Below are 23,044 nucleotides of genomic sequence, written 5' to 3'. Positions count from 1 at the left end.
TGGCGGATCCCTTTCGCGGCGATGACGTGAGGCCTTGACGGACCGCGGAGGATCGGCCAAGGTACGCAGACTGTTAACGTTAACACCCTGGTGAGGTCTCGTGAAGATCAGCATGCGCTCGTCGCTCCACGCAGCCATCGCACTCCTCGTTCTCCTCGGTGGGCAGTTCCTGCTGCCCGTCACACCCACCAACGCCGCCGGCCGAGCCCCCGCCCAGCCGGCCGCGGCGCCGTACGTGGGTTATGTGTTCAGCTACTTCACCGGCAACTCGGTCGCGGGCGAGAAGATCTACTTCGCGGCCAGCCGTGGCAACACCGCGCTCAAGTGGGACGAACTCAACAACGGCCAGCCCGTGCTCGAGTCCACCAAGGGCACGCTCGGGCTACGCGATCCATTCCTGATCCGGTCGCCACAAGGAGACCGGTTCTTCCTGATCGCGACCGATCTGTCAATCGGCCGCAACGGCGACTGGGATGCCGCACAGCGCCGCGGCAGTCGCTATCTCGAGGTCTGGGAGTCGACCGATCTGGTGAATTGGTCGGAGCAGCGGCACGTCCTCGTGTCACCGGAAACGGCCGGCAACACCTGGGCACCCGAGGCCTACTGGGACACGGAACTCCAGCAGTACGTCGTGTTCTGGGCATCGAAGCTGTACACCGCGGACGACCCCGGCCACACGGGTTCGACGTACAACCGGATGCTCTACGCAACGACTAGCGACTTCAGGACGTTCAGTACGCCGAAGGTCTGGCAGGACCGCGGCGAATCCCGCATCGACTCGACGGTGATCAGGGAGAGCGGGACCTACTACCGCTTCACCAAGGACGAGGGCGGTGGCGGCACCGGTTGCTCGGACATCATCCAGGAGAAGTCGTCGTCGCTGACCGCGGTCGACCTGCCGGGTCAGCCCAAGTGGGCGATGCAGGACTCGTGTATCGGCCGGGATGCGGGGACCTCGGCGGTCGAAGGACCGACGGTCTTCAAGGCCAATCCGGGCGACACCTCCGGCTCCAAGTACTACCTGTTCGTCGATGAGTACGGCGGCCGCGGCTACATCCCGCTCGGTACGGACGACCTCGAAGCGCCGAACTGGAAGGTCCCCACGAAGTACTCGCTGCCCTCCAGTCCCCGCCACGGCACGGTGCTACCGGTCACCCAGGCCGAGCTCGACCGGCTACGCAGCGGCATCGTCCTGCCGGACCCCGTGAAGGCGGATGCGAACGGACTGGTCGCGCACTACCCGCTGAACCAAACCAGCGGCACCAAAGCAATAGACCTGACAGGACACGGGTACGACGGCGCCGTGGCCGGCGACACGAGTTGGACCGACGGCGCCCTCACCCTCGGCGGTACCAACGGCCACGTGAAGCTGCCCGACAACCTGATGGCCGGGCTCACCGCGACAACGGTATCGACCCGGGTCTGGATCGACGCCGGCCAGACCACGCCGTACTTCATCTGGGGTCTGGGCAATACCGCGAACAACATCGGCAACGGCTATCTGTTCACCACCGGCAACGCCTACCGTACGTCGATTGCCAGCGGCAACTGGTCGACCGAACAGACCGCGTCGTCGTCGAGCGCCGTACCGCGTGGTGCCTGGAAGGCGCTCACCTACACGCTCACTCCACAGGGGGTCGCGACGATCTATCTCGACGGAGTCCAGGTCGGGCAGAAGACCGGTGTCTCCATCGACCCGGGTGACATCGGCGGCGGTCGCACGACGGCCAACTACATCGGACGTTCCGTGTACACGTCCGACAAGTACCTCAAGGGCAAGGTGCGCGACTTCCGGATCTACAACCGGGCCCTGTCGGCTGCCGAAGTCCGTGACCGGGATGCCGATCCGCGCGCGATCCTCGGGGCCGACCTGGCCAGCCTAAAGGTTCCCGCGATCATCGACGACGCATCGTCGACCGTCACCTTGCCGGTCGTGCCGGGGACAGATGTCAGCAAGCTGGTACCGGACTTCACGCTGGTCTCCGGCTCGAAGATCGCGCCCAAAGGCAATGTTGATCTGAGGTCACCCAAGACGTTCATCGTGAAGGCCAAGGACCGAACGATGCGCGCCTGGAAGGTGACGGCCGTCGTCATGCGCTCGCCGATCCTGCCGGGCTACAACGCCGACCCGAACATCGCCGTCTTCGGTGACACCTACTACCTCTACCCGACCACCGACGGTTACCCCGGCTGGGGCGGCAAGGACTTTTACGTCTGGAAGTCCAAGAACCTCAGAGACTGGCAGCGATCGGCGAAGCCGTTCCTCACTCTCGACGGTGCGAACGGCAACGTGCCTTGGGCAACGGGTAACGCGTGGGCCCCAACGATCATCGAGCGCGGTGGTAAGTACTACTTCTACTTCTCCGGCCACAACCCGACGTACAACCGGAAGACGATCGGCGTCGCAGTAGCCGACAGTCCCGAGGGCCCGTTCACCGCACAGCCGACCGCGATGATCCTCAACAACGAGGCCGTCACGTCCGGCCAGGCGATCGATCCGGCCGCGTTCCGCGATCCGCAGACCGGGAAGTACTTCCTGTTCTGGGGCAACGGCTCACCCGTGTACGCCGAGCTGAGTGACGACATGCTCTCGATCAAGGCGGAGACGCTGAAGCCGATCAGTGGGCTGACCAGCTTCCGTGAGGGCGCTTTCGTCAACTACCGCAAGGGTCTCTACCACCTGACGTACTCGATCGACGACACCGGTTCGCCCGACTATCGCGTCGGCTACGCGACGTCGACCAGCATCGACGGACCCTGGACCTACCGCGGCGTGATCCTCGAGAAGGATCCGGCGCAGGGCATTCTCGGCACCGGCCACAACTCGATCATCCAGGTCCCCGGCACCGACAACTGGTACGTCGCCTACCACCGCTTCGGTATGCCGGGCGGCGATGCCACTCACCGCGAGACCACCATCGACCGGCTGACCTTCGCCCCCGACGGAACGATGACGAAGGTCAAGCCGACCCTGACCGGATCAGGGATTCACGATGTGGTCTCCGACCAGGGCCAGGGACTGAATGGCCGCTAGACCGTAGAGGGCGGTCGCGTTGGTCGACACCCACTTGGCAACCTCGGTCGGGTTGAGAGTGGAGTCGACCTTCTCGGCCGCCCACGGAAGCGCCGGGCCGTAGCCATCGCCGGTGTAGAACTCCTTCCAGGCCCGGTTCGCGAGGTCGTCGCGCTGCAACCGCACCGCGGCGTACGCCGTGAGCCGGGCATGGCCTTGGCGGAGGATCAGGTTGCCGAAGTACGCGCCGCACTCGGCGGTCTGCTCGGCGCGCGTTCCGTTGAACAGCCGGCAGTACTGCAGCCAGGCGGCCTCGAAGGCCGGCATGTCCACCAGGTCGATCAGCTCGGCGCAGATCTCCACCAGACCGAACATCGCGCTCAGGTGGGAGACGCTCACCTTCTTCTCGGCGACGGGCGCGAAGCGGCCGGTGTCCAGGTCGTACAGCCCGCCGCCGGTGACGAAGCCGTTGGGCATCGCGGCGATGGTCTCCATCGTGCCGAGCAGTTTCGCTTTGGCTGTCGTTGCCTTGGGCCCCTGTCGCTCCCACTCGGTCAGCCACGCGGCGGCCAGGCCGCTCCAGTCCGTCCCGAGCCCGATGGACAGTGCGTGCGGATCCGGTGTGTACGGCTCGGTCCGGATCTTGCGGATTGGATCCAGGACCAGGAAGGTCCGGTCGGAATCGACCAGCTCGGACAGCAGATCACCGGTACGTTCGTCGGCAGTCAGGTAGTAGTAGAACCGCCGGTAGATCGCCGTACTGATTCGTTGCTGTTTCGCGCTGTCGGCCCAATGTTGTACGCCGTGGCGCGTGCCGAGGCCGGCCCATTTGCCGAGGTGGTAGACGTCGACCTCGCCGGTGTGCCGCGTCATCGCCTCCGCGAACCGGAAGACGTCGGCGCGACCGGACCGCAGGAACGAGTACCAGAGCCACAGGTCCGGCGAGAGCTCCGAGTTGTCCCACGCATACCCGCCGACGTCGTATCGCCAGACCGACCGGTCCTCGTCGAACGAGTGCATGACATCGCCGTAGTCCCAGAACCCGTACCAGTGCCGCGACTCGACCTGGCCGCGGTAGTAGTCGAAGAGGAAGTCCAGATGATCCTCGATCGCCTTCTTCGCCGGGACCGATCGGTCGACGGGACTGATCATCCCGCCGAAGACCCGCGTCGAGATCAGCTGGTCCACGGGATTGATCAGCTGCGGCGGCGTCCGGAGTTGGTCGGCCAGGTCGCCGAACCGTGCCGCGCTCGGTGTCGCCGCCACAGCCCACAGCATGAGCTCCGACGTGCGGGCAATCCCGTACGGCGTCCCGAACTCCGGCTCGTAGTCCTCATAGGTGATGTTGAGGCCCTCGAGCTGCTTGGGATAGGTGTCCTGGCCCATGCCGTCGTGGTAGAACCGCGCGTCCATCGGGCCGGCGTCGGGCGACCACAGCCACACCGTCACCTCGGCTTCTTCAGTCGCCGCATCCCGGATGTCGAGCTGGGTGGGATGCCGCTGCCAGAAGTCGCGCAGCCCGAACGCCAGTCCGCCGCTGACACCGCCGACGTACCCGAGCCCAGACGCTCGACGCCCTTGGTCGACAGGGATCCAGCCGCAACCCTTCTTGGTTCGCTTCTTCACCGCGAAGCCATCGGCGGTGAGCTGGCTCAGCGAGTAGTCACCCCACTCGGGGATGTATTGCAGTCGTGTGGTGACCCGCTGATCCCAGGTCGACGGATCCGGCAGCTTCGTCCCGGCCACCTGCGCCGCGCGGACGACGGCGCCCGGGTCGCGACGCAGCCCGGTGATCCCCTTCACCGCTTCGGCCACCATGCCATGGCCTTCGCCGACGAAGCGCACGTGCCGGTCGTACGCCGGATCCCGCAGCGGCACGCGGAATCGCACGCCCAGCCCAGCGATGTGGTCCTTCTGACCGTCCCGGTCGTAGACGAACGTGTGGACGATCCGGACGTTCTCGGCACCGGCGGCGAAGTACAGCCGGAGCGAGAACGGCAGCCAGGTCTTGCCCTTGCGGGACTTGTGCCTGCCTTCGACCCGCACCACTGCGCGGACCGGCCCGGCCTGCTCGACGGTGACGCGGGTGACGTCGCTCTCGTAGCGTTCCCGGACGCTGCCGCTCTCCTCGTCCTCAGGAATCCTTTCCTGCTTGAGGTTGATCAGCTTGCCCTGCTTGGCGATCAGTACGTCGCCCCGCCAGATCTGGCTGATCACCTCGGACCCGTGCTTGCGGATGCGGGCCCTGATCACGCCGGTGTCGACATCGACGTACTGGCGCTCGTCCTTCACCGTGACCGGGCGCTCCGGTGCAGCCGGCGTACCCGGACCCAGGGTGTACGAGTCGGCAGGCGCGTCCACCGCGATGGCGTGCGCACTCCACTTGAGCGAGCCGTCGGGCCAATAGGCGAGCGGCCGGCTCTGCATCGGTACGGCGCTGCCGTCGGGAGCCGTGAGTGCGAACGACTGGCCAGCCGGTACGGCGCCCTTCGGCCACGGCGTACCCCAGTTGGTGACTGCAGCCGTGGCGGGCCTCCCCTCGAGCCAGGTCAGCTTCACCTCGGAGGCCACCGCAGTCGCCGCGGCGGCTGGAGTATCGAGCAGTGATGCGGCGGGGGCAGCGGCCATACCCGCTAGGACTGTGCGTCGGGAGATCTCCATACCGGTCCACCTTTGTCATGTCGGTGCTCGGGGATCAGAGTCAGGTTCTGAATTGCGGCGAGCGCGTACTGCGACGCGTCGTTGGTGCTGACGAAAGGCGCCTCGTCGACCGGCATCAGCCCGCCGGTCACCGGCGTGGTCCGCCACTCCGCCTCACGCTGCAAGGCATTGCGGTTGAGCTGGTCACCCTCGTCGACGAAGAACGTCCGCCAGGCCAGGCGCGCCAGCTCCACATCACCGGTCCGTGCTGCGGCATAAGCCGCGAGCCTGCTGTGCGCCTGGACGAGCGAGATGCCTTGTAATGCCTCGCCGACCTCGGCAGCCTGCTGCTCCGGCGGCAACAGATACAGCCGGCAGTAGTCGAGCCAGGCCTTCTCGAACCCCGGTACGTCGAGGTCCAGGTCGATGAGTTCCGCGCAGACCTCGGGGAGTCCGAAGACGGCGGACAGGTGGGAGACCGAGATGTTCCGTCGACTGGTGTCGAAGCGGCCGGTCGACAGATCGAGCGCGGCGTTCCCGGTCAGGAATCCGTAGCGCAGTACGGCGATATCGGCCATGGTGCCGAGTAGCCGCGAGCGAGCGCGTTCGTCGCCGTACCGCTCCCAGCGGGTGAGCCAGCTGGCCGCGAGGGCGCCCCAGTCCACGCCGAGCCCGACCGACAGCGCGTGCGGGTCAGGGGTGTAGACGTCGGTACGCACCTTGCGCAGCGGATCCACTGCCAGGAAGGTCTCCTCGGCGGTGGCCAGCTCGTCCAGCAGGTCGCCGGTCCGCTCGTCGGCGGTGAGGTAGTAGTAGAACCGCCGGTAGATCGCGCTGGAGATGCGGAGCTGCTTGCAGCTGCAACCCCAGTGCTGGACGTTGTGCCGTGATCCGAGACCCTTCCAGCGGCCGAGATGATGGACGTCGACCTCACCGGTGTGCCGGGTCATCGCCTCCGCGAACCGGAACACGTCGGCCCGGCCGGTGCGCAGGTACTGGTACCAGAGCCACAGATCCGGCGAGAGCTCCGAATTGTCCCAGGCATAGCCACCGACGTCGTACCGCCAGGTGTGCCGGTCGCGGTCGTAGGTGTGCATGACATCGCCGTAGTCCCAGAACCCGTACCACCGGCGTTGCTCGCGCTGGCCGACGTAGTACTGGAAGAGGAAGTTCAACCTGGCTTCAAGGTCCTGATGGTCGGCCGTCGGCAGACTCCAGGTGCCGAAGACGCCGGCCTCCAGCATCCGGCTGGGGGAGACCGTCAGCAAGCCGGGGGAGTCGAGCAGCGCGGTGTGTTGCGCGAGCTCGTCGGTAGTCGGGGTGCTGTCGTGAACCCGCAGCGTTAGCTCGTGGGTTCGGGCGACGCCGTGGGCGTTACCGAAGCCCGGTTCGTAGTCCTCGTAGGTGATCTCGAGGCCTTCGAGCTGCTCGGCATGACTGTCTTGGTCCATGCCGTCGTGCCAGAAGCGGACGTCCATGGCCGGAGCACTGGGCGACCACATCCACACGGTCGCGGTGGCGAGGTCAGTGGCCGCGTTGCGGATGTCGAGTCTGGTCGGATGGAGCCTCCAGAAATCGCGTAGACCGAATCCCAGTCCGCCGCTGGCACCGCCGACGTACCCGTATCCCGGCGCGCGCGTCCCCGCGGGGATGGTCACCCAGGCATGCTCTGAGCCGGTGCGTTTGCGCAGGGTGAAGCCGTCGGCGCTGCTCTGGTCGAGCGTGTAGTCGTTCCACTGGGGGATGAGGTGCAGGCGGCCGAACACCTCCGGGTTCGTGATCTCTTCGATCGGCCGGCCGGCGACCTGTTCCCGGCGCGCCTGCTCGCCCGGATCGCGGCGCAGTCCGGTGAGTCCCCGGACTGCCTCGGCGAGGAATCCGGTCGGACCGGCCAGGCGCACGTGCCGGTCGTGCGGCTGATCGCGCATCACCACATCCGTGCTCAGGCCCAGCCCGGCCAGGAAGTCCCGATCTGGATCGCCATCCCAGATGAAGCTGTGCACTATCCGTACGTCGGTCGCTCCGGCGTAGAAGTAGAGACGAACCGAGAACGGCAACCAGTCACCGTGCTTGCCGTCTAGCTTGACCACAGCCCGGACCGGCCCGGACTGCTCAACGGTGATCGTGTCCACAGTCGCCGTCGTCCGATGCCGGTACCTGCTCCCGTCCTCGTCCGGTGCGTCCTGGCGCAAACTGACAAGCCGGACGTCGCGCGCGATCTCGCGGTCCTCGATGCCGATCGACGCGATCAGCATCGGAGCGCGCAACACCCACGTGACCGCCCCGGACGTCACCCGGATCTCTGCGCCCATGTCCTCTACGTGCACAGGATCATCCGGTACGGCGGGCTCTCCGATGACGATGTCGTACGACGACGCCGGGTGCTCGGCCGGCCCAATTGCGTGGGCCGACCACTTGATCGATCCGTCCGGCCAGGTCGCGGTCGTCCAGCTCTGCACCGGCGTACCGTCGGCGAGCCCGAACTGCGTGCCGCCGGCAACGGTTCCACGTGGCCAGGGAACACCCCATGTGACGCCTTGCCTGGCCGGCGTCTCTAGCCAGTGCACGGTGGTCATTCCTTCACCGATCCGATCAGGACGCCCTTCGCGAAGTGCTTCTGCAAGAACGGGTAGAACAGCAGGATCGGCAGGGTTGCCACGACGACCACCGCGAACTTCAGGCCCTGCTCGGGAAATGTGACGGTCTCCAGTTGCTGCAGGACGTTCGCCGAGTCCGCGTTGGTCGCGGTGAGCTGCCGGACGATCATCTGCAGCGTCCACTTCTTGCTGTCGTCGATGTAGAGCAGTGTCGACATGTAGTCGTTCCAGATCCCGACCGCGTAGAACAGCGAGAACGTGGCGATGATCGGTTTCGACAGCGGCAGCACGATCCGCAGGAAGACGTTCAGCTCGTTGCAGCCGTCGATCCGGGCGGCCTCCTCGAGCGCCTCGGGCAGCTCCTGGAAGAAGCTCTTCACCACGATCAGGTAGAACGGGTTGATCGCCAGCGGCAGGATCAGCGCCCAGTAGCTGTTCAGCAGGCCAAGATCCCGCACCACGAGATAGGTCGGGATCATGCCGCCGCTGAACACGAGCGTGAAGATCACCAGGTTCAGCACGAGCGCGCGTCCGGGCAGGGCCCGCTTGGCCAGGGGATAGGCCATGGTCAGCGTGAGCGCCAGCTGGACGATCGTGCCGACCGCGGTCACGCAGATCGTGGTCAGCAGCGCCCGGACGAACGTGTCGGTGGAGAAGATGTACTGGTAGGTGTCGGTGACGAACTTCTCCGGCCACAGGAAGAACGGCCGCGAGCTGATCTCGGACTCGGTCGCGAACGACCCCGCCAGCACGTAGACCAGCGGCAGCACGGTGATGATGCCGAGGCCTACCAGCAGCACGACATTCAGTACGTCGAATGTGCGGCTGCCCAGCGAGTCGTAGTACCGGACTGATTTCTTCTTGTTCAGCATCTGTCGGTCCCTCTCAGAACAATCCGCGCTGACCGAGACGCTTCGCCAGGAAGTTCGAGCCGAAGATCAGCACGACACCGACCAGGCCTTTGAACAGTCCGACCGCGGTCGCGTAGCTGAACGCACCCTGGGTGATGCCGATCGAGTAGACGAAGGTGTCGAACACATCGGCGACGTCCCGGTTGAGTGAGGTGGTCATCAGCCAGATCTGCTCGAAGCCCGAGTCCAGCAGGTTGCCCGACGTCAGGATCGCCATGATCACGACTGTCGGCGCGATCGACGGCAGGGTGATGTGCCAGAACTGCCGCCACCGCCCGGCGCCGTCCACCCGGGCCGCCTCGTACAACTGCGAGTCGACGCCGGCCAGTGCGGCGAGGTAGATGATCGTGCCCCACCCGGTCTGCTTCCACAGCAACTGCGCCACGATCAACGGCCGGAACCAGTCGGCCTGTGCCACGTAGTCGGTCTTCTGGCCACCGACCAGGCCGTGGATCCAGTTCGCGATCACGCCGAAGTCCACCGAGAACAACAGATAGGTGAGCGAGGCAACGATCGTCCAGGACAGGAAGTGCGGGATGTAGATCAGCGACTGAACGGACCGCTTGACCACGTTGACGCGCAGCTCGTTCAGCAGCAGCGCGACCACGATCGGCGCCGGGAAGACGAAGACGATCGTCAGCAGCGCCAGCAGCATCGTGTTGCCCATCAACCGGCCGAAGTCCGGTCCGGTGAACAGCTCCTGGAAGTGCTTCAGCCCGACCCACTCGCTACCGGAGTAGCCGAGGAACGGCACGTAGTCCTTGAACGCGATGGAGAGGCCGTACATCGGCAGGTACTTGAAGACCAGGAAGTACACCAGGCCGGGCAGGAGAAGCAGGTACAGCCAGCGGTAGCGAAGCAGGTCCTGCCACAACGGCCTGGTACGGCGCCTGCGCTTCGGGGCCGGCGCCCGCCGCGAGACCTTCGCGGCGGGCGGGGCAACTTCGGGCACCAGATCGGTGGCCACAGGTCAGCCGCCGACCTTGGCGACCAGGTCGTTGACCTCCTGGGCGACCTGAGTACCACCGGCGTCGTACCAGCGCTTGATCTGTTCCTTCAGCTGGTCCTCGGTGATCGCGCCGGACAGGTACTTGATCCGGGCGTCCGGAATGATCGTGTCCAGGGTCTGGCTCTTGGCGGTCGCGGTCGGGGCGAGCACACCCTGCGCCGGGTTGAACACGGCCGTCTTGAGGTCCTCGTTCATCAGCACGTCGAACTTGTCGCGCATCGCGCGGCTGGCCTCGTCGGCCGGCTTCAGCCGGTAGGCGCCCATGCCGACGCTGGCCCGGGTGCCGAGCTGGATGAAGCCCTTGTCCACGTCGTTCTGGATCGTCTTGACCTTCGGGTCGTCCTGGTTGATCGGTACGGCGAACTCACCCTCGACCTTGAAGTTGCGGCCCTCGATCCCGTTGGTGAGCAGGACCGAGCCCTCCTTGGACTGCAGCTTGTCCAGCGTCTGCAGGACCTGGTCGAGCTGCTCCTCGGTCCGGATCCGCTGCTTGGAGATCGCCATCACCATGTTGTAACCGGTGAACGGGTAGGAGAACTTCTTGCCGTCCGAGCGCTCCAGGTTGCCGACCAGGGTGACCTTGTCGAAGTCCTTCGGGCTCTTCTCCTTGAACAGGTCGAGCAACTGGGTGGCGCGGACGTTGACGTCGATGATCATGCCGCCCTTGCCCTGCACGAACGGGTTGTTCCAGTTGCCGGTGTCCAGGGTGGCGAAGTCGGGGTTGACCAGGCCTTCCTGCACCCAGCCCCGCAGCCACTTGTTCGCGGCCAGGAACTCCGGGGTGTCGAAGCCGGGGACGAGCTTGCCGTCGCGCTCACCCCACGCGTTGGGAGCGCCGAACCAGGTCTCGATCACGTCGTACGGGCTGGCACTGCTGTAGCCACCGGGCCACTTCGGGATGATCAGGCCGTAGGTGTCCTTCTTGCCGTTACCGTCCGGGTCCTGCTCGGTGAACGCCTTCGCGACCGCCCGCAGCTCGTCGACCGTGCGCGGCTCCTTCAGACCGACCTTGGCCAGCCAGTCCTTGCGGATCACGATGCCGGAGCGCAGCAGCGGCCGGACCCGGTAGATGCCGTAGGTCTTGCCGTTGGTCGTCGAGTTCTTGGCGATCTGCTCGTTGGCAGGCTTCAGGTTCGGATACTTGTCGAGCTTGCCGGTCAGGTCCCAGAACGCGCCGGCCTCGGCGGCCTTCACGAACGACGAGCCCTTCTCGTTCGTCACCATCACATCGGGCAGCTTGTCCGAGGCCAGCGTGACGTTCGACTTGTCGCCGTACTCGGCGTTCGGAACCCAGGTGACCTTGAGCTTCTTGCCGATCAGTTTCTCGACCGCCTGCTGGAGCTCACCACCCGGATCGGGTGCGGTGCCGAACAGCGGCGCCATCACGGTGAGCTCGTCGGTGGCCTGGCCCTTGTCGTCGCTGCCGCCGGAACATCCGGCAACGGCGAGCAGGGTCAGTGACGCGGCCAGCGCGACACTTCCCCGGGAGATGATGGTCATGAGGTCCCTTTCAGATGCAGACGCGCCTCGTTCTCGGCGAAGAAGCGCAGGCAGAGCCACGTGTTCAGCTGGATCCAGGCACCGCCGGCCAGCAGGATTCCGAGCACCGGGAACTTCGCCGAGACGTAGCCGATGCAGAGCGCGACGAAGAGCAGTACCGCCGACGACGCCGGCCGGGCCAGGGCGATCAACGATGCCTTGGGCAACAACTCGCGGGTGCGGAGGTCGAAGTGCACCGCCATCGGCAGCAGGTACGCGCTGATCACGCCGAGCACGGCGAGCGCGCCCAGACTGGCGAGGCGGGGGAGTGATGCGCTCGCTCCGAGCGAGGCGAAGTACAGGTAGTTGCCGACCAGCAGCACCGCGGCGACGACCGCCGGCAGCCCCACCAGGGTGCCGCGACGGAACTCGCGCCGAAACGCCTGCTGGAAGGCGGGGAAGATATGAAACGATTCACCGAAAGACCGACGTCGAGCCAGGGAATAGGCCGCGAGAGTAGCCGGACCGATACCCAGTGCGACACCGCCGATCAGGGTGAAGCCGAGCCACAGGCAGTTCAGCCGGACCGCCCAGATCACCTCATCTGCAACGTCATACAGCTTGATCGACCAACCAGTGCCTCTCATCGTCACTCCTTGGCCGATACATTCTGCGGGCGAAAAGTGATGTGACCGTATGGTTGAATCGTCTCAATGTCAAGGGTTGGGAAAGCGCTTGTCGGTGACTGGACGAGGGACCGGTCGAGGCCTGTCCGCAGGCGTACTCAGGCGCGCGAAACGCGCAGGTTCGCGTACTCGCCGATGAGCGGCGCCATCTGCCGCAGGCCGAGTTTGCCGCCGGTCAGCGGCTGCTCGTCGTACCACTCGAAGCTGACCAGGTCATTGATCGCGAACGTGATCAAACCGCTCCGCACCGACAGTCGCAGCCGGTACGGGCCTTGCGCATCCGCGACCGATGGCAACGGATCGGCGCCCTGCGCGACCAGGTGAAAACCGTGGCTCTTCCGCAGATTACAGGTGTGGAATGCGCGCTCCCCGGGCCAGCGCCGCCGGAAGTACGAAACGTGGTACGTGTCGAGGTCACCGTGGTGGTACTGCTCGTACGGTCCCGTCCGTGGCGCCAGGTCGAACAGATCCTCGCCGTTCCGGCCCGCCGCGTGGAAGAACAGAATGCACAACCCTGGCTCGTGAATCGGCCAGAAGTCCCACTCCACCACGATGTCGGCCGGGAAGGTCTCGGGACACCAGAGTACGACGTTCGCGTCCTGGCCCTCGTCGGCCGATCGGGTGCTCTCGAGCCGCAGCCGGCCGAGTGGGAAGGAGACGGCGCCATCACCCTCGAGCCGGAAGCCGGCCAGGTCATCGGCCGTGGCGAGCGGGTTGTCGTACAGGATCATCGCTGCACGGTACTGGAGGCCCGGACGATCAGGTCGGGCTGGAAGATCACCTGACGATGCCGGTGGCTGTCGGCGGCCTCGACCTCTTCCTGGAGTAGCTCCATCGCCGATCGGCCGAGCAGCTCGGCAGGCTGCCGCACCGACGACAGCGGTACGGCGGCCGCGCGCGCGAAGTCGATGTCGTCGTACCCGACGATGGCCATGTCCTCGGGTACCCGCAGGCCGGCGGCGGCCATCGCCTGCAGGAAGCCCAGCGCCAGCAGGTCGTTGGCGAGGAAAGCGGCGGTCGGCCGGGATCTCGCCGGCAGGGCGGCAAGCTTTTCGCCGATCACCCGGCCCTCGGTCACGCCCATGACGTCGACCTCATGGCACTGCAGTTTCACGGTGCCGACCTGCTCGACAACGGCGGTGATGCCGGCCATCCGGTCGGCGACCTGCTGCACCCCGAAAGGGCCGCCGATGAAGGCAATCCGGCGATGTCCGGTCTCGATCAGATGCTCGCCGACCAGCCGTCCGCCGAGCTGGTCGTCGACGCTCACCGAGCAGAGTCCGCTCTCCGCCGTACGGTCGACCAGGACCACCGGCGTACCGCGGGCGATCATCGCGGTCAGCCGGGGATCGTTGCTGTCGAACGGCGTGATCAGGATGCCCAGGACACGCTGCTGCTCGAGCTGGTCCAGGTGGTGACCTTCGCGGACCCGGTCGGTCTTGCTGTTGCAGAGCATCACCATCGTGTCGTGCGCGTAGGCGAGCGCCTCCGCGCCCTCGGCGATGGCGGTGAAGAACGGGTTGGCGACGTCGAAGACGATCAGCCCGACGGTCCGGCTGCGGCCGGCGCGGAGGTGCCGAGCGGCTTCGTTGCGGACGAATCCGAGCGCCTGGATGCTGTCCTGCACGCGCTGTCTGGTGGTCGCCGCAACGATCCAGGGGCGGTTCAGAACGTTGCTGACGGTCCCTACCGAGACGCCTGCCCGCTGGGCGACTTCTTTGATGCTGGGCGTCGCCATCGTCCTCCGTCCTGGCAACCGGTGCCGTGGTCCGCGCAGTTTACAAGGGTGTCTGCGGAAGGCCCTGGTGTGGCTGGCGGCGCGAACTGTTCACGCTCACATGTTTCGTGACCAGGTCTTGTCAGGGTCCTGAACATGCGCTTTCATCATGGTGATCGAGCGATTCCGGAGTGTGTTCGCGCTCACAGTCGCCGATTCCGCGCCCGCCTCTCATCCCCTGCCGGACCGCGCCGTCAGCTTTTCCTTCGCCCAATGAGGAAGAGGTACCGCCCCATGTCCAGCCTCCGAAAAGTGCTCATTGCCTCGGCACTGACCTTTGCTTCGCTGAGCCCGTTACCGGCCACCGCACAACCGTCGGCATTGCCCGCGGGTTGCTCGGGAACCGCGCCGATCCAGTGCCATTTCGACGTTGCTCCTGGCAACTATGACGTCACGGTCGACCTCGGCAGCACGACCAAGGCTGCCACCACCGGCATGTCGGTGGAGACCCGCAGGCAGGTGCTGCCGGTCGTCTCCACCCGCGCGGGTCAGGTGATCCGCAGTACCGCCACGGTCAACGTTCGCATCCCCGAAGGGCAGCCGACGGGCCAGGGCGGAACGGGTACCGCGGGCCTGAGCATCACGTTCGACGGGAGTGCGCCGGCGATCGGCGCGCTGACCGTCAAGCCGGCCTCGGCGCCGCTGGTTGCCTACCTCGCCGGTGACTCGACCGTCTGCGATCAGCCAGGAGCGCCGTACGCCGGATGGGGGCAGTTGCTGCCCACGCGCGTCCGCAACGGTGCCGTCGTCGCGAACTACGGGGACTCCGGCGAGAGCTCCGGTAGCTTCCTCGCGAACGCCGCGTTGTTCCCCAAGATGAAGCCGCTGATCAAGAGCAACGATCTGGTCTTCATCCAGTTCGGCCACAACGACAAGGACACCACCGCGACGGCGTTCCGCGACAACCTCACGAAGCTGGTCAACGGCGTTCGCGAGCGTGGCGGCAAGCCGGTGCTGATGACCCCGCCGGTCCGACGGCTGTTCAGCGGCAACTCGCTCACTCCGACCGCGTTGCACATCAACGGTCGTGGCGTGGACCTGCCCGCGATGATCCGGGCGCTCGGTCAGAGCGCGAACGTTCCGGTGATCGACCTGACCGCCAAGAGCAAGGCGTTGGTCGAGTCGCTCGGGCCGACGGCGTCGCAGCAGCTGTTCCTCACCAGAGAGAACAACGACAACACGCACTTCTCGGTGTACGGCGCGACGCAGATGGCGGAGCTCGTCGTCCAGGGGATCCGTGAGCGCAACCTCTCGCTGACGACCTTCCTGAAGGCCGGCGCTTTGGCGGAGACTGACGCCTCGGTGCCTTCCCAGCCTTCCCAGATGGCTCAGACCGAGACGCTCGACCGCGGTGTGATCAGTGTGCACACGGCGAAGGGGAACCGTGTCAGCTGGCGGTTGCTCGCGGACGACCCGCAGGGTGTTACCTACAACGTCTACCGCGACGGCACCAAGGTGAACTCCGCGCCGGTCAGTGGCCCGACGAGTTTCGTGGACGCGGAGGGACCGGCCGGCGCGAAGTACGTCGTACGGGCTGTTACCGATGGGGTCGAGCGGCAGGCGAAGTTCGCTGCTGAGGACTCGCTGACGTTGGACAGTGTCAACGGTGCGGAGGCGAGCAGCCGAGACGTTCCGCTGCAGATCCCGCCGGGTGGTACGACGCCTTCCGGTGAGGCCTACACCTATACCGCCAACGACACCAGCGTCGGTGACCTGGACGGTGACGGGCAGTACGAGATCGTCGTCAAGTGGGATCCGACCAACGTTCACGACAATGCGCACGCCGGCTACACCGGCAACGTCTACCTCGATGCCTACAAGCTGAACGGGACGAGGTTGTGGCGGATCGACCTCGGCCGCAACATCCGGGCCGGCGCGCACTACACGCAGTTCCAGGTGTTCGACTACGACGGCGACGGCCGCGCCGAGCTCGCCGTGAAGACCGCCGACGGCACCCGGTCCGGGACCGGCCAGGTCATCGGGAGTGCCAGTGCCGACCACCGCAACTCCAGCGGCTACATCCTCACTGGACCCGAGTTCCTGTCCGTGTTCCGCGGCACCGACGGCGCCGTACTGGCAACTGCCAACTACCAGCCGCCGCGCGGCACGGTGTCGTCCTGGGGCGACAACTACGGCAACCGGGTCGACCGCTTCCTAGCCGGTACGGCGTATCTGGACGGCTCGCGTCCCAGCATCATCATGGCGCGTGGCTACTACACGCGTTCCGTCATCAGCGCGTGGGACTTCCGCAACGGCGCTTTGACGCAGCGCTGGATCTTCGACTCCAACAGCGCCGGCAGCGCGTGGACCGGGAAGGGGAATCACAACCTCTCCATTGCCGATGTCGATGCCGACGGACGTGACGAGGTCATGTACGGGTCGATGGCGATCGACGACAACGGCCGTGGCCTGTGGCAGAACGGCACGCATCACGGCGACGCCTACCACGTCAGCGACTTCATCCCCTCCCGCCCAGGACTTGAGGTGTTCAAGCCGTCGGAGTGGACCAGCGAAGTGGCGCATTGGATGGGTGACGCGCGGACCGGTCAGATCATCTGGAGTGCTCCGTCGTGCGGCTGTGACAACGGCCGAGGAGTCGCCGCGGACATCTGGGCGGGTAACCCCGGGGCGGAAGCCTGGTCGTCGGCAGTCAGCGGTCTGCGGAGCGGTACCAACGGCAACCAGGTCGCGGCCCGCAAGCCGGGGTCGATCAACTTCGTGGTCTGGTGGGACGGTGACGCGCAGCGTGAGTTGCTCGACGGCACCAACATCGACAAGTACGGCACCGGCGGTGACACTCGCCTGCTGACCGGCTCCGGGGTTGTCTCCAACAACGGGACGAAGTCGACGCCGGCACTGTCGGCCGACATTCTTGGTGACTGGCGGGAGGAAGTGATCTGGCGGACGTCGGACAACCGGGCGCTGCGGATCTACTCGACGACGGACAGTACGTCGATCACCCGGCCGTCGCTGATGCAGGACCGGCAGTACCGGGTGGCCGTGGCGTGGCAGAACACCGGCTACAACCAGCCGCCGCACCCGAGCTTCGCGATCAGCAGCACGCCCGTCGCCGCCGATGCTCCGATGCTGGCTGGCAACGGACTGCCGAACGACTCGAACATCCAGTACTACGGCCGCTGGAACCGGTCGAACACGTCGTGGTACTGGATGGGCTGGGCCGGCGGCTATGTCGAGACGAACTTCACCGGAAGCTCCATCGGCGTCCGCCAGCGCAACGCGATCGACCTGTACTACTCGGTCGACGGGAAGCCGCTGCAGTGGCGACGCAATGTCTCCGGCAACGTCACTCTCGCCACCGGTCTGTCGAGCGGCACCCACAAGATCCGGGTCGGTTATCGGGAGCGGGCGGGTTCGTACACCGGTGATCCGGTCTTCGGCGGTTTCCTCCTCGCGAGCGGCGGAGGGACTGCTGCGACCAGCCGACCGGCGAAGCTCGTCGAGTTCATCGGCGACTCGATCACGGTCGGCCAGCCGAACGGCAACCGCCCGTTCACGTCGTACCCATGGCTTACCGGTGAAGCGCTGAAGGCCGGTCACACCCAGGTCGCGCAAGGTGGTGCCTGCCTGGTCGCCCAGGACTGCTACGGAATGGTCGACTGGTTCCGCCGATCCTCGAACACGGCGACCACCGACGACTGGAACTTCTCGACGTACCAGGCCGCTGGGGTCGTGATCAACCTTGGCACCAACGATGTCGGCCATAGTGTTTCGGGGCCGACGTTCCAGCAGAACTACGTGGTGATGCTCGAGCGCGTCCGACGGGCCTACCCGAACGCGCAGATCTTCGCGATGGGCACCTTCCGCAACCGCTACCTGCCGGAGACCCGTAACGCCGTCGCGGCCCGGACCTCTGCCGGGGACACCAGGGTCCGCTTCGTCGACACCACCGGATGGATCACCACGGCGGACACCCATGACAACGTCCATCCGACCGACGCAGGGCACGTGAAGATCGCGCAGCGCCTGACCGCCGTCCTCGACGACTACATCTAAGGAGTGCGCGATGAATCTTCGATCAGTCCTCGTCCGTACTGCGCTGCTGACCAGCGCGACCATCGTCTTCTCGACCGTCACCGCTAGTGCGGCGACACCTACGGTCGCCAACGGCTGTGCGTCATCACCCACCACGGCGTCGGCCGCTCCGGCGGCGCAAGCTCCCATTACCGTCTGGCTCGCCGGCGACTCCACGATGGCAGCGCCGTCGGGCGGCGCGGTGTGTCCGGCCGGGTGGGGGTCTCAGGTCGCCCCCTACTTCAACACCAACGTGACGGTGCGGAACAGCGCCGTCGGCGGACGCAGCATCCAGACCTGGCTGTACGAGGGCAACGTCACCGGTACGAAGAACTCGGCCGGTGAGTGCATCCTCAGTTCGAACACGTATTCATCGCGCTGGCAGGCGATGCTCAACTCGACGACCGGGATGAAGGCCGGCGACTATCTGCTGATCCAGTTCGGGATCAACGACGGTGATCCCAATTGCCCTCGGCATGTAGGTTCGGCGCGCTACCGCGAGCTTCTCGGCGTGATGGCTGCCGCGGCCAAGGCCCGGGGCGCGAAGCCTGTCTTCATGACCCCGGTCTCTGCGATCAGGTGCTCGGGCAGTACGGCGGTTGGCACCCGCGGGTTCATCAGCGAGACGAACGCTGCCGCGACTGCCAACCAGGTACCGGTCATCGACCTGCACCGCTTGAGCTACACGCTGTACAACACCCTGAAGTTCTGCCCGAACAACGGCGACTGGGGATCGGGACCGGTCGGTGCGTTCTTCTGCAACGACCACACCCATTTCGAAGCCGCCGGTGCTCGTCAGATCGCGGGCGTGGTCACGAAGGCGGTGCGTGACCAGCAGATCCCGCTGTCGGCGTACCTGAGGTAGAACGGCTCATCGCACGACGCCGTCGATCTGGATCGTCTGTACGGCGCCCGCTGCGAAGGGCACCTGCACAACCTCCCCGCTGACCGTCAGGTCCTGGCGACGCGTGTACCGGTCGCCAGAGCCTGACGTCAGTGTGGACCAGCGAGTGGCCGTGCCGTTCGGCACCGTGCCGAACGGCGACAGGTCGAACGTGAGGTTCTGCGCGGCTCCGTTGTTCGCGGCAACGATCACCAGGCGTCGCGCCGCCGCGTCATGGGCCGCTACCGCGTAGTCGACACCGGTGTTGATGATCCGCATACCAGGGCGGATGTGCCGGGTGAACTGGGCGACGACGTACAGCTTGGTCTCGACCGCACCCGCCTGGCCCGCGTTGCCGTCGTACCGGAGCAAGCCCCAGCCGGCGGTCGGGTCCATCACCTGCCAGTAGCACCACGCGGTCGGCTTGAGCCACCGGAAGTCCATCAGCAGGCAGCGGGCGGTCATCATGCCGCTGCCGTCCGAGTCGCCGTGCTCGGAGTTCCAGAGAATCTTGCCTGAGGCCCGTACTTCGTTGCCCAGCAGGTCGCGCCGACCGCTCAGCCCCTGGTAGCCATGCACGTTGACCTGCCGGACGCGGTCCTTGGTGGCCGAGTCGAAGCTGCTCCACGTCGTACGGGCAAGGTCGTAGTTCGTCTCGTCGGAGGCCGAGATTGCCACGCCGCTGAGGCCGACCCGGTCGAGTTCGGTGCGCAGGTTGCTGATGACGCTGCGCTGGGTCGTGGCGTCGATGTGGCAGCCTTCCTGGCCGCCGTCGGCCTTCCACCAGTTGGACGACGGCTCGTTGAACGCGTCAACGGTTCGGAAGTTCACACCCCACTGGTCGCGGGCGCGGCGAGCGGTCGCGGCGAGGTGTAGCGCGTGCTGGCGGTGGTTCCAGGACTGGAGATTGTTGCCGCCGTCCGCGGCGCCGGACGGGTTGTGGTTCGAGCACATCCACCACATCGGCGAGTTGGCGAACAGCTCGCTGATCGCGCCGCGCTGGGTCGCCTTGGTCAGCATCGCGCGCTGCTTGGCGTCGGCGTTCCAGTTCCAGGCTGCGGATGCCGGGTCCTCGTTTCCCCAGTCCTGCCAGAAGCCCTCGATCTGCTTGAACCTCGGGATGTTGGGTGAGGCAACCATCCGCTCGCTGCCGACCGCGTTCCAGCTGCACGCACCGAGGTTGTAGCGGGCGATGTTCATCCCGAGGCCGGGCAGCGAGGCGCCGTTGTAGCTCACGGTCTTCGTGGTGAAGAACAGATCGGCGAAGTCATCCCGGTCGCCGAACACGTTGGCCCACCACGCCAAGGAGGTGCCCCAGCCCTCCCAGGCACCCTGATCAGCGGCAGGATCGACACGGACGGTCGCGTCGGCGCGCGCCGTACCAGTACTGAGTACGGCGCTTGCGGCGGTGACGCCGGCCGCGGCGAGCAGCGTACGGCGGTGGATGTTCACGGGTGAGTCCATGGGGCGGTCTCCTAGCTGGGGGCGGTGGTGGTCAGGGTCGGTAAATTCAGGGTTGGTAGATGACGCCGAGTTTGTCGATTCCATCGCCTGCTCTGCCGGTGAAGCCGATGATCTGCCAGCCGGTCGGGGCGGTGTAGGTGACGGTGTCGGCGGTCGGGGTGCCGGCGGACAAGGTGCGGCCGGTGCTGGTGGTGATGGCGGCTGAGAAGAGTCTGGTCCGCTGGTTGTATTTGCCTTGGGACAAGGTGATCCGGACGATGCGTTCGTTCGGCGCGAGGGTTAGTTCGGTCTGGGTTCCGCCGGTGCCGCCGTGGGTCAGGACGGTGCCGTTGGACAACGTCAGGCCGACCCGGTCGAGGCGTGCAGCGCCGCTCAGGCGGACGGATCGTACGCCGGTGCTGCCCGCGATCCGGTCGACGTCGGTGAACGGAGTGCCGTGCGGGCCGCCGTACTGGTCGCTCATCCGGAGCTGGTCGTTGAGGGACCAGTTGAAGCGGACCAGGTGCGGGTAGTGGTCCGACAACGGCTTGCCGGCGCTGTCGAGGAACTTCTGGTTCTCGTTGTTGTACTGGGTTGCGGTGAGGTTGATGAACCTGTTGCCGCGGTAGAGGACCTTGTCGACCACCTCGCAGGAGTTGGTCACCGCATTGGGATCGCAGACCAGTGCAGGGCTGCCGAGGGGCGGAGCCTGGCCGCCGCGGATCAGCTGGACCCAGGCGTCGGTGAGGCCGGCGCCGGTGACGAGTTCGCGGATGTTGTCCTCGGTCCTGGTGTAGCGAGTGTTGGTGTCACCCATCACGATCACCGCGTTCCCGGCCGAGTTGGCGGCGATGTACTGGGTGAGCTGGGTGATGTTGGCGCGGCGGGCGGTGAGGTCGGCGGGCTCGACTCCGGCGTTGGGGTGCAGGTTGTAGAGATCGACGTACACGCCTTCGGCGAGCCGGATCCGGTTGAGGCTGAATCCCTTGGGGGTCAGGCAGTCCGTGCCGTTGCACTTCGACCACTTGGTCCGGTCGAAGTCGTCGAACGGGAAGCGGGACAAGGTGTTCAGGCCGTCGCCGAACGGCACTCCGCCGCTGGTCGCCGTACGGTAGGGATGGTTGTCGCCGGCGTAGAGCGCGGCGTGATAGTTGAAGTCCTCTTGCACGGTGACCACGTCGTACTCGGCCAGCCGGGGACTGATCAGGGGTGTGTTCTTCTCCGGATCACCCGACGAGATCCCGTCGGGCAACCCGGCCACGTTGTACGTCAGGACGGAGAACGAGTTCACCGCGGCCTGGGCCTCGGGGGCCGTGGTCGTCAAGCTGCCGGCACTCAGAAGGACGGCCGTCAGGACGGCCAGGAGCGATCTGCGCATCAGAGGTTCCCCTGTGCTCACACTGCATGGAAGGGCGGAAGTGTTAACGCTAACTTTCGACCCTTGTCAGCACAATGGCGAACCAGTGAACGCTACGTTGCGCCGTCAGGTCGTGGTCCGGGCGTAGAGTTTGGCCACCATCTGTCGCCGCTGAGGACCTATGACCGACACCGTGCCAAAACAGAACAAGCGCCCACCGACGATCCACGACGTCGCCGCCCAGGCGGGGGTCTCGCGTGGCACGGTGTCCCGCGTTCTGCAAGGTGGGCACAACGTCAGTCCGGCGAGCCACCGCGCGGTCGACGCCGCCATCCGCAAGCTTGGCTACGTGGTGAACCGGGCAGCCCGGAGCCTGGTGACCCGGCGAGCCGGCTCGGTCGCGTTCCTGCTGTCGGAGGCGCACGAGCGGCTGTTCCAGGATCCCAACCTGGCCACCCTGCTGCGTGGCTGCACGACTGCCCTCGCCGAGCACGACGTCCCGCTCGTCCTGATCGCGGCCGGCACCGAGGCAGAGCGCCGCCGGATCGCTCCCTACCTCTCGGCCCATCAGGTCGACGGCGCGCTGCTGTTCAACTCGAACCGCGGGACGCCGATGATCGACCTGCTGCAGCAGGCCGGCCTGCCGTTCGTCTGCTGCGGCAAACCCCAGGACCAGAGCGGATCCATCTCCTACGTTGTCGCCGACGACCGCGAAGGCGCACGGACGATGATGCGGTACCTGGTCGACGCTGGCCGCAAACGCATCGCAACCATCGCCGGCCCGTCCGACGGACCCGGCGGATCCGACCGCTTGCAGGGCTACCGCGACGTGCTCACCGAGCGCAAGATCCGCTTCGACAAGCGCCTGGTCGCAACCGGTGACTACAGCCGCGCAAGCGGGGAGTCGTGCATGCGGGACCTGCTCACCCGTGCCCCGGACCTCGACGCCGTATTCGTCGCCTCAGACCTCATGGCGGAAGGAGCCCTCCGCGCAATCGAACGCGCCGGTCGCACAGTCCCCGACGACATCGCCGTCGGCGGCTTCGACGACTCCTCGGTCGCCACCGCAACGATCCCCACCCTGACCACCATGCGGCAACCATGGCAACGCATCAGCGACATGATGGTCCGCCAACTACTAGCCCAAATCGAAGGCGACGGCCCAGCCACAGTAATCCTCCCCACCGAACTAGTAATCCGAGACTCAGCCTGACCCC

At 66.1% G+C, this 23,044-nt stretch carries 14 protein-coding genes; 4 read left to right on the top strand and 10 right to left on the bottom strand.

What is annotated here, in order from left to right; translation table 11 throughout:
- Positions 1 to 100: 100 nt before the first annotated feature.
- The gene (locus E1261_RS16325) at positions 101 to 3,034 is read left to right on the top strand and encodes a family 43 glycosylhydrolase (RefSeq protein WP_202874741.1); all 2,934 of its coding nucleotides are present in this window, start codon (positions 101 to 103) and stop codon (positions 3,032 to 3,034) included.
- Here E1261_RS16325 and E1261_RS16320 read toward each other — a convergent pair.
- The 8 genes from E1261_RS16320 to E1261_RS16285 all read right to left on the bottom strand — a co-directional run bounded on the left by E1261_RS16320 (position 2,981) and on the right by E1261_RS16285 (position 14,073).
- Entirely contained in the window at positions 2,981 to 5,674 is a 2,694-nt protein-coding gene (locus E1261_RS16320) for an exo-rhamnogalacturonan lyase family protein (RefSeq protein WP_132407513.1), read from the bottom strand. The two genes, E1261_RS16325 and E1261_RS16320, sit on opposite strands and share 54 nt — an antisense overlap.
- A complete protein-coding gene (locus E1261_RS16315) occupies positions 5,647 to 8,229 on the bottom strand; it encodes an exo-rhamnogalacturonan lyase family protein (RefSeq protein WP_132407511.1) in 2,583 nt (860 codons plus the stop codon). Before E1261_RS16315 ends, E1261_RS16320 begins: the two co-directional genes overlap by 28 nt.
- Positions 8,226 to 9,122, bottom strand: a complete 897-nt coding sequence (locus E1261_RS16310; protein ID WP_132407509.1) for a carbohydrate ABC transporter permease — start codon at positions 9,120 to 9,122, stop codon at positions 8,226 to 8,228. Before E1261_RS16310 ends, E1261_RS16315 begins: the two co-directional genes overlap by 4 nt.
- 13 nt (positions 9,123 to 9,135) lie before the next feature.
- The gene (locus E1261_RS16305) at positions 9,136 to 10,128 is read right to left on the bottom strand and encodes an ABC transporter permease (protein WP_132407507.1); all 993 of its coding nucleotides are present in this window, start codon (positions 10,126 to 10,128) and stop codon (positions 9,136 to 9,138) included.
- A gap of 3 nt (positions 10,129 to 10,131) precedes the next feature.
- Positions 10,132 to 11,670 (bottom strand): extracellular solute-binding protein, encoded by a 1,539-nt coding sequence (locus tag E1261_RS16300; protein ID WP_132407505.1) that lies wholly within the window; start codon positions 11,668 to 11,670, stop codon positions 10,132 to 10,134.
- Positions 11,667 to 12,296 carry a YesL family protein gene (locus E1261_RS16295; protein WP_132407503.1) on the bottom strand — a complete coding sequence of 210 codons (630 nt, stop codon included), beginning with the start codon at positions 12,294 to 12,296 and terminating at the stop codon, positions 11,667 to 11,669. The genes E1261_RS16300 and E1261_RS16295 overlap by 4 nt, the downstream gene beginning before the upstream one ends.
- A gap of 137 nt (positions 12,297 to 12,433) precedes the next feature.
- Positions 12,434 to 13,066, bottom strand: a complete 633-nt coding sequence (locus E1261_RS16290; RefSeq protein WP_132407501.1) for a DUF1961 family protein — start codon at positions 13,064 to 13,066, stop codon at positions 12,434 to 12,436.
- Positions 13,063 to 14,073 (bottom strand): LacI family DNA-binding transcriptional regulator, encoded by a 1,011-nt coding sequence (locus E1261_RS16285; protein WP_132407499.1) that lies wholly within the window; start codon positions 14,071 to 14,073, stop codon positions 13,063 to 13,065. The genes E1261_RS16290 and E1261_RS16285 overlap by 4 nt, the downstream gene beginning before the upstream one ends.
- Before the next feature lie 273 nt (positions 14,074 to 14,346).
- On the opposite strand from E1261_RS16285, the gene E1261_RS16280 reads away from it, so the two are divergent.
- Both E1261_RS16280 and E1261_RS16275 read left to right on the top strand, forming a co-directional pair.
- Entirely contained in the window at positions 14,347 to 18,126 is a 3,780-nt protein-coding gene (locus E1261_RS16280; RefSeq protein ID WP_202874740.1) for a rhamnogalacturonan lyase family protein, read from the top strand.
- A gap of 10 nt (positions 18,127 to 18,136) precedes the next feature.
- Positions 18,137 to 19,009: an SGNH/GDSL hydrolase family protein gene (locus E1261_RS16275; protein WP_132407495.1), complete on the top strand. Its 873-nt coding sequence runs from the start codon at positions 18,137 to 18,139 to the stop codon at positions 19,007 to 19,009.
- A 6-nt stretch (positions 19,010 to 19,015) separates the two neighbouring features.
- Here E1261_RS16275 and E1261_RS16270 read toward each other — a convergent pair whose 3' ends face one another.
- Together E1261_RS16270 and E1261_RS16265 are read right to left on the bottom strand one after the other, a co-directional pair.
- A complete protein-coding gene (locus E1261_RS16270; protein WP_132407493.1) occupies positions 19,016 to 20,491 on the bottom strand; it encodes a glycoside hydrolase in 1,476 nt (491 codons plus the stop codon).
- 46 nt (positions 20,492 to 20,537) lie between these two features.
- Positions 20,538 to 21,848, bottom strand: coding sequence for a jacalin-like lectin (locus E1261_RS16265; RefSeq protein ID WP_132407491.1), 1,311 nt, complete (start codon positions 21,846 to 21,848; stop codon positions 20,538 to 20,540).
- Positions 21,849 to 22,008: 160 nt separating this feature from the next.
- Between E1261_RS16265 and E1261_RS16260 the strand changes: the two genes are divergently transcribed.
- On the top strand, positions 22,009 to 23,040 hold the full coding sequence (locus E1261_RS16260; protein WP_132407489.1) for a LacI family DNA-binding transcriptional regulator: 1,032 nt from the start codon (positions 22,009 to 22,011) through the stop codon (positions 23,038 to 23,040).
- Positions 23,041 to 23,044 lie beyond the last annotated feature (4 nt).

Source organism: Kribbella albertanoniae, assembly GCF_004348455.1.
Lineage (GTDB): Bacteria > Actinomycetota > Actinomycetes > Propionibacteriales > Kribbellaceae > Kribbella > Kribbella albertanoniae.
The sequence above is the reverse complement of the archived record's forward strand: the minus strand, read 5'-3'. Positions and strand labels throughout refer to the sequence as shown.

Excerpts from the sequence above, each read along its gene's own strand:
- E1261_RS16285 (WP_132407499.1), bottom strand. The coding sequence starts at position 14,073 with ATGGCGACGCCCAGCATCAAAGAAGTCGCCCAGCGGGCAGGCGTCTCG.
- E1261_RS16300 (WP_132407505.1), bottom strand. The coding sequence starts at position 11,670 with ATGACCATCATCTCCCGGGGAAGTGTCGCGCTGGCCGCGTCACTGACC.
- E1261_RS16315 (WP_132407511.1), bottom strand. The coding sequence starts at position 8,229 with ATGACCACCGTGCACTGGCTAGAGACGCCGGCCAGGCAAGGCGTCACA.
- E1261_RS16280 (WP_202874740.1), top strand. The coding sequence starts at position 14,347 with ATGTCCAGCCTCCGAAAAGTGCTCATTGCCTCGGCACTGACCTTTGCT.
- E1261_RS16320 (WP_132407513.1), bottom strand. The coding sequence starts at position 5,674 with ATGGAGATCTCCCGACGCACAGTCCTAGCGGGTATGGCCGCTGCCCCC.
- E1261_RS16270 (WP_132407493.1), bottom strand. The coding sequence starts at position 20,491 with ATGGACTCACCCGTGAACATCCACCGCCGTACGCTGCTCGCCGCGGCC.
- E1261_RS16310 (WP_132407509.1), bottom strand. The coding sequence starts at position 9,122 with ATGCTGAACAAGAAGAAATCAGTCCGGTACTACGACTCGCTGGGCAGC.
- E1261_RS16275 (WP_132407495.1), top strand. The coding sequence starts at position 18,137 with ATGAATCTTCGATCAGTCCTCGTCCGTACTGCGCTGCTGACCAGCGCG.
- E1261_RS16295 (WP_132407503.1), bottom strand. The coding sequence starts at position 12,296 with ATGAGAGGCACTGGTTGGTCGATCAAGCTGTATGACGTTGCAGATGAG.
- E1261_RS16260 (WP_132407489.1), top strand. The coding sequence starts at position 22,009 with ATGACCGACACCGTGCCAAAACAGAACAAGCGCCCACCGACGATCCAC.
- E1261_RS16290 (WP_132407501.1), bottom strand. The coding sequence starts at position 13,066 with ATGATCCTGTACGACAACCCGCTCGCCACGGCCGATGACCTGGCCGGC.
- E1261_RS16265 (WP_132407491.1), bottom strand. The coding sequence starts at position 21,848 with ATGCGCAGATCGCTCCTGGCCGTCCTGACGGCCGTCCTTCTGAGTGCC.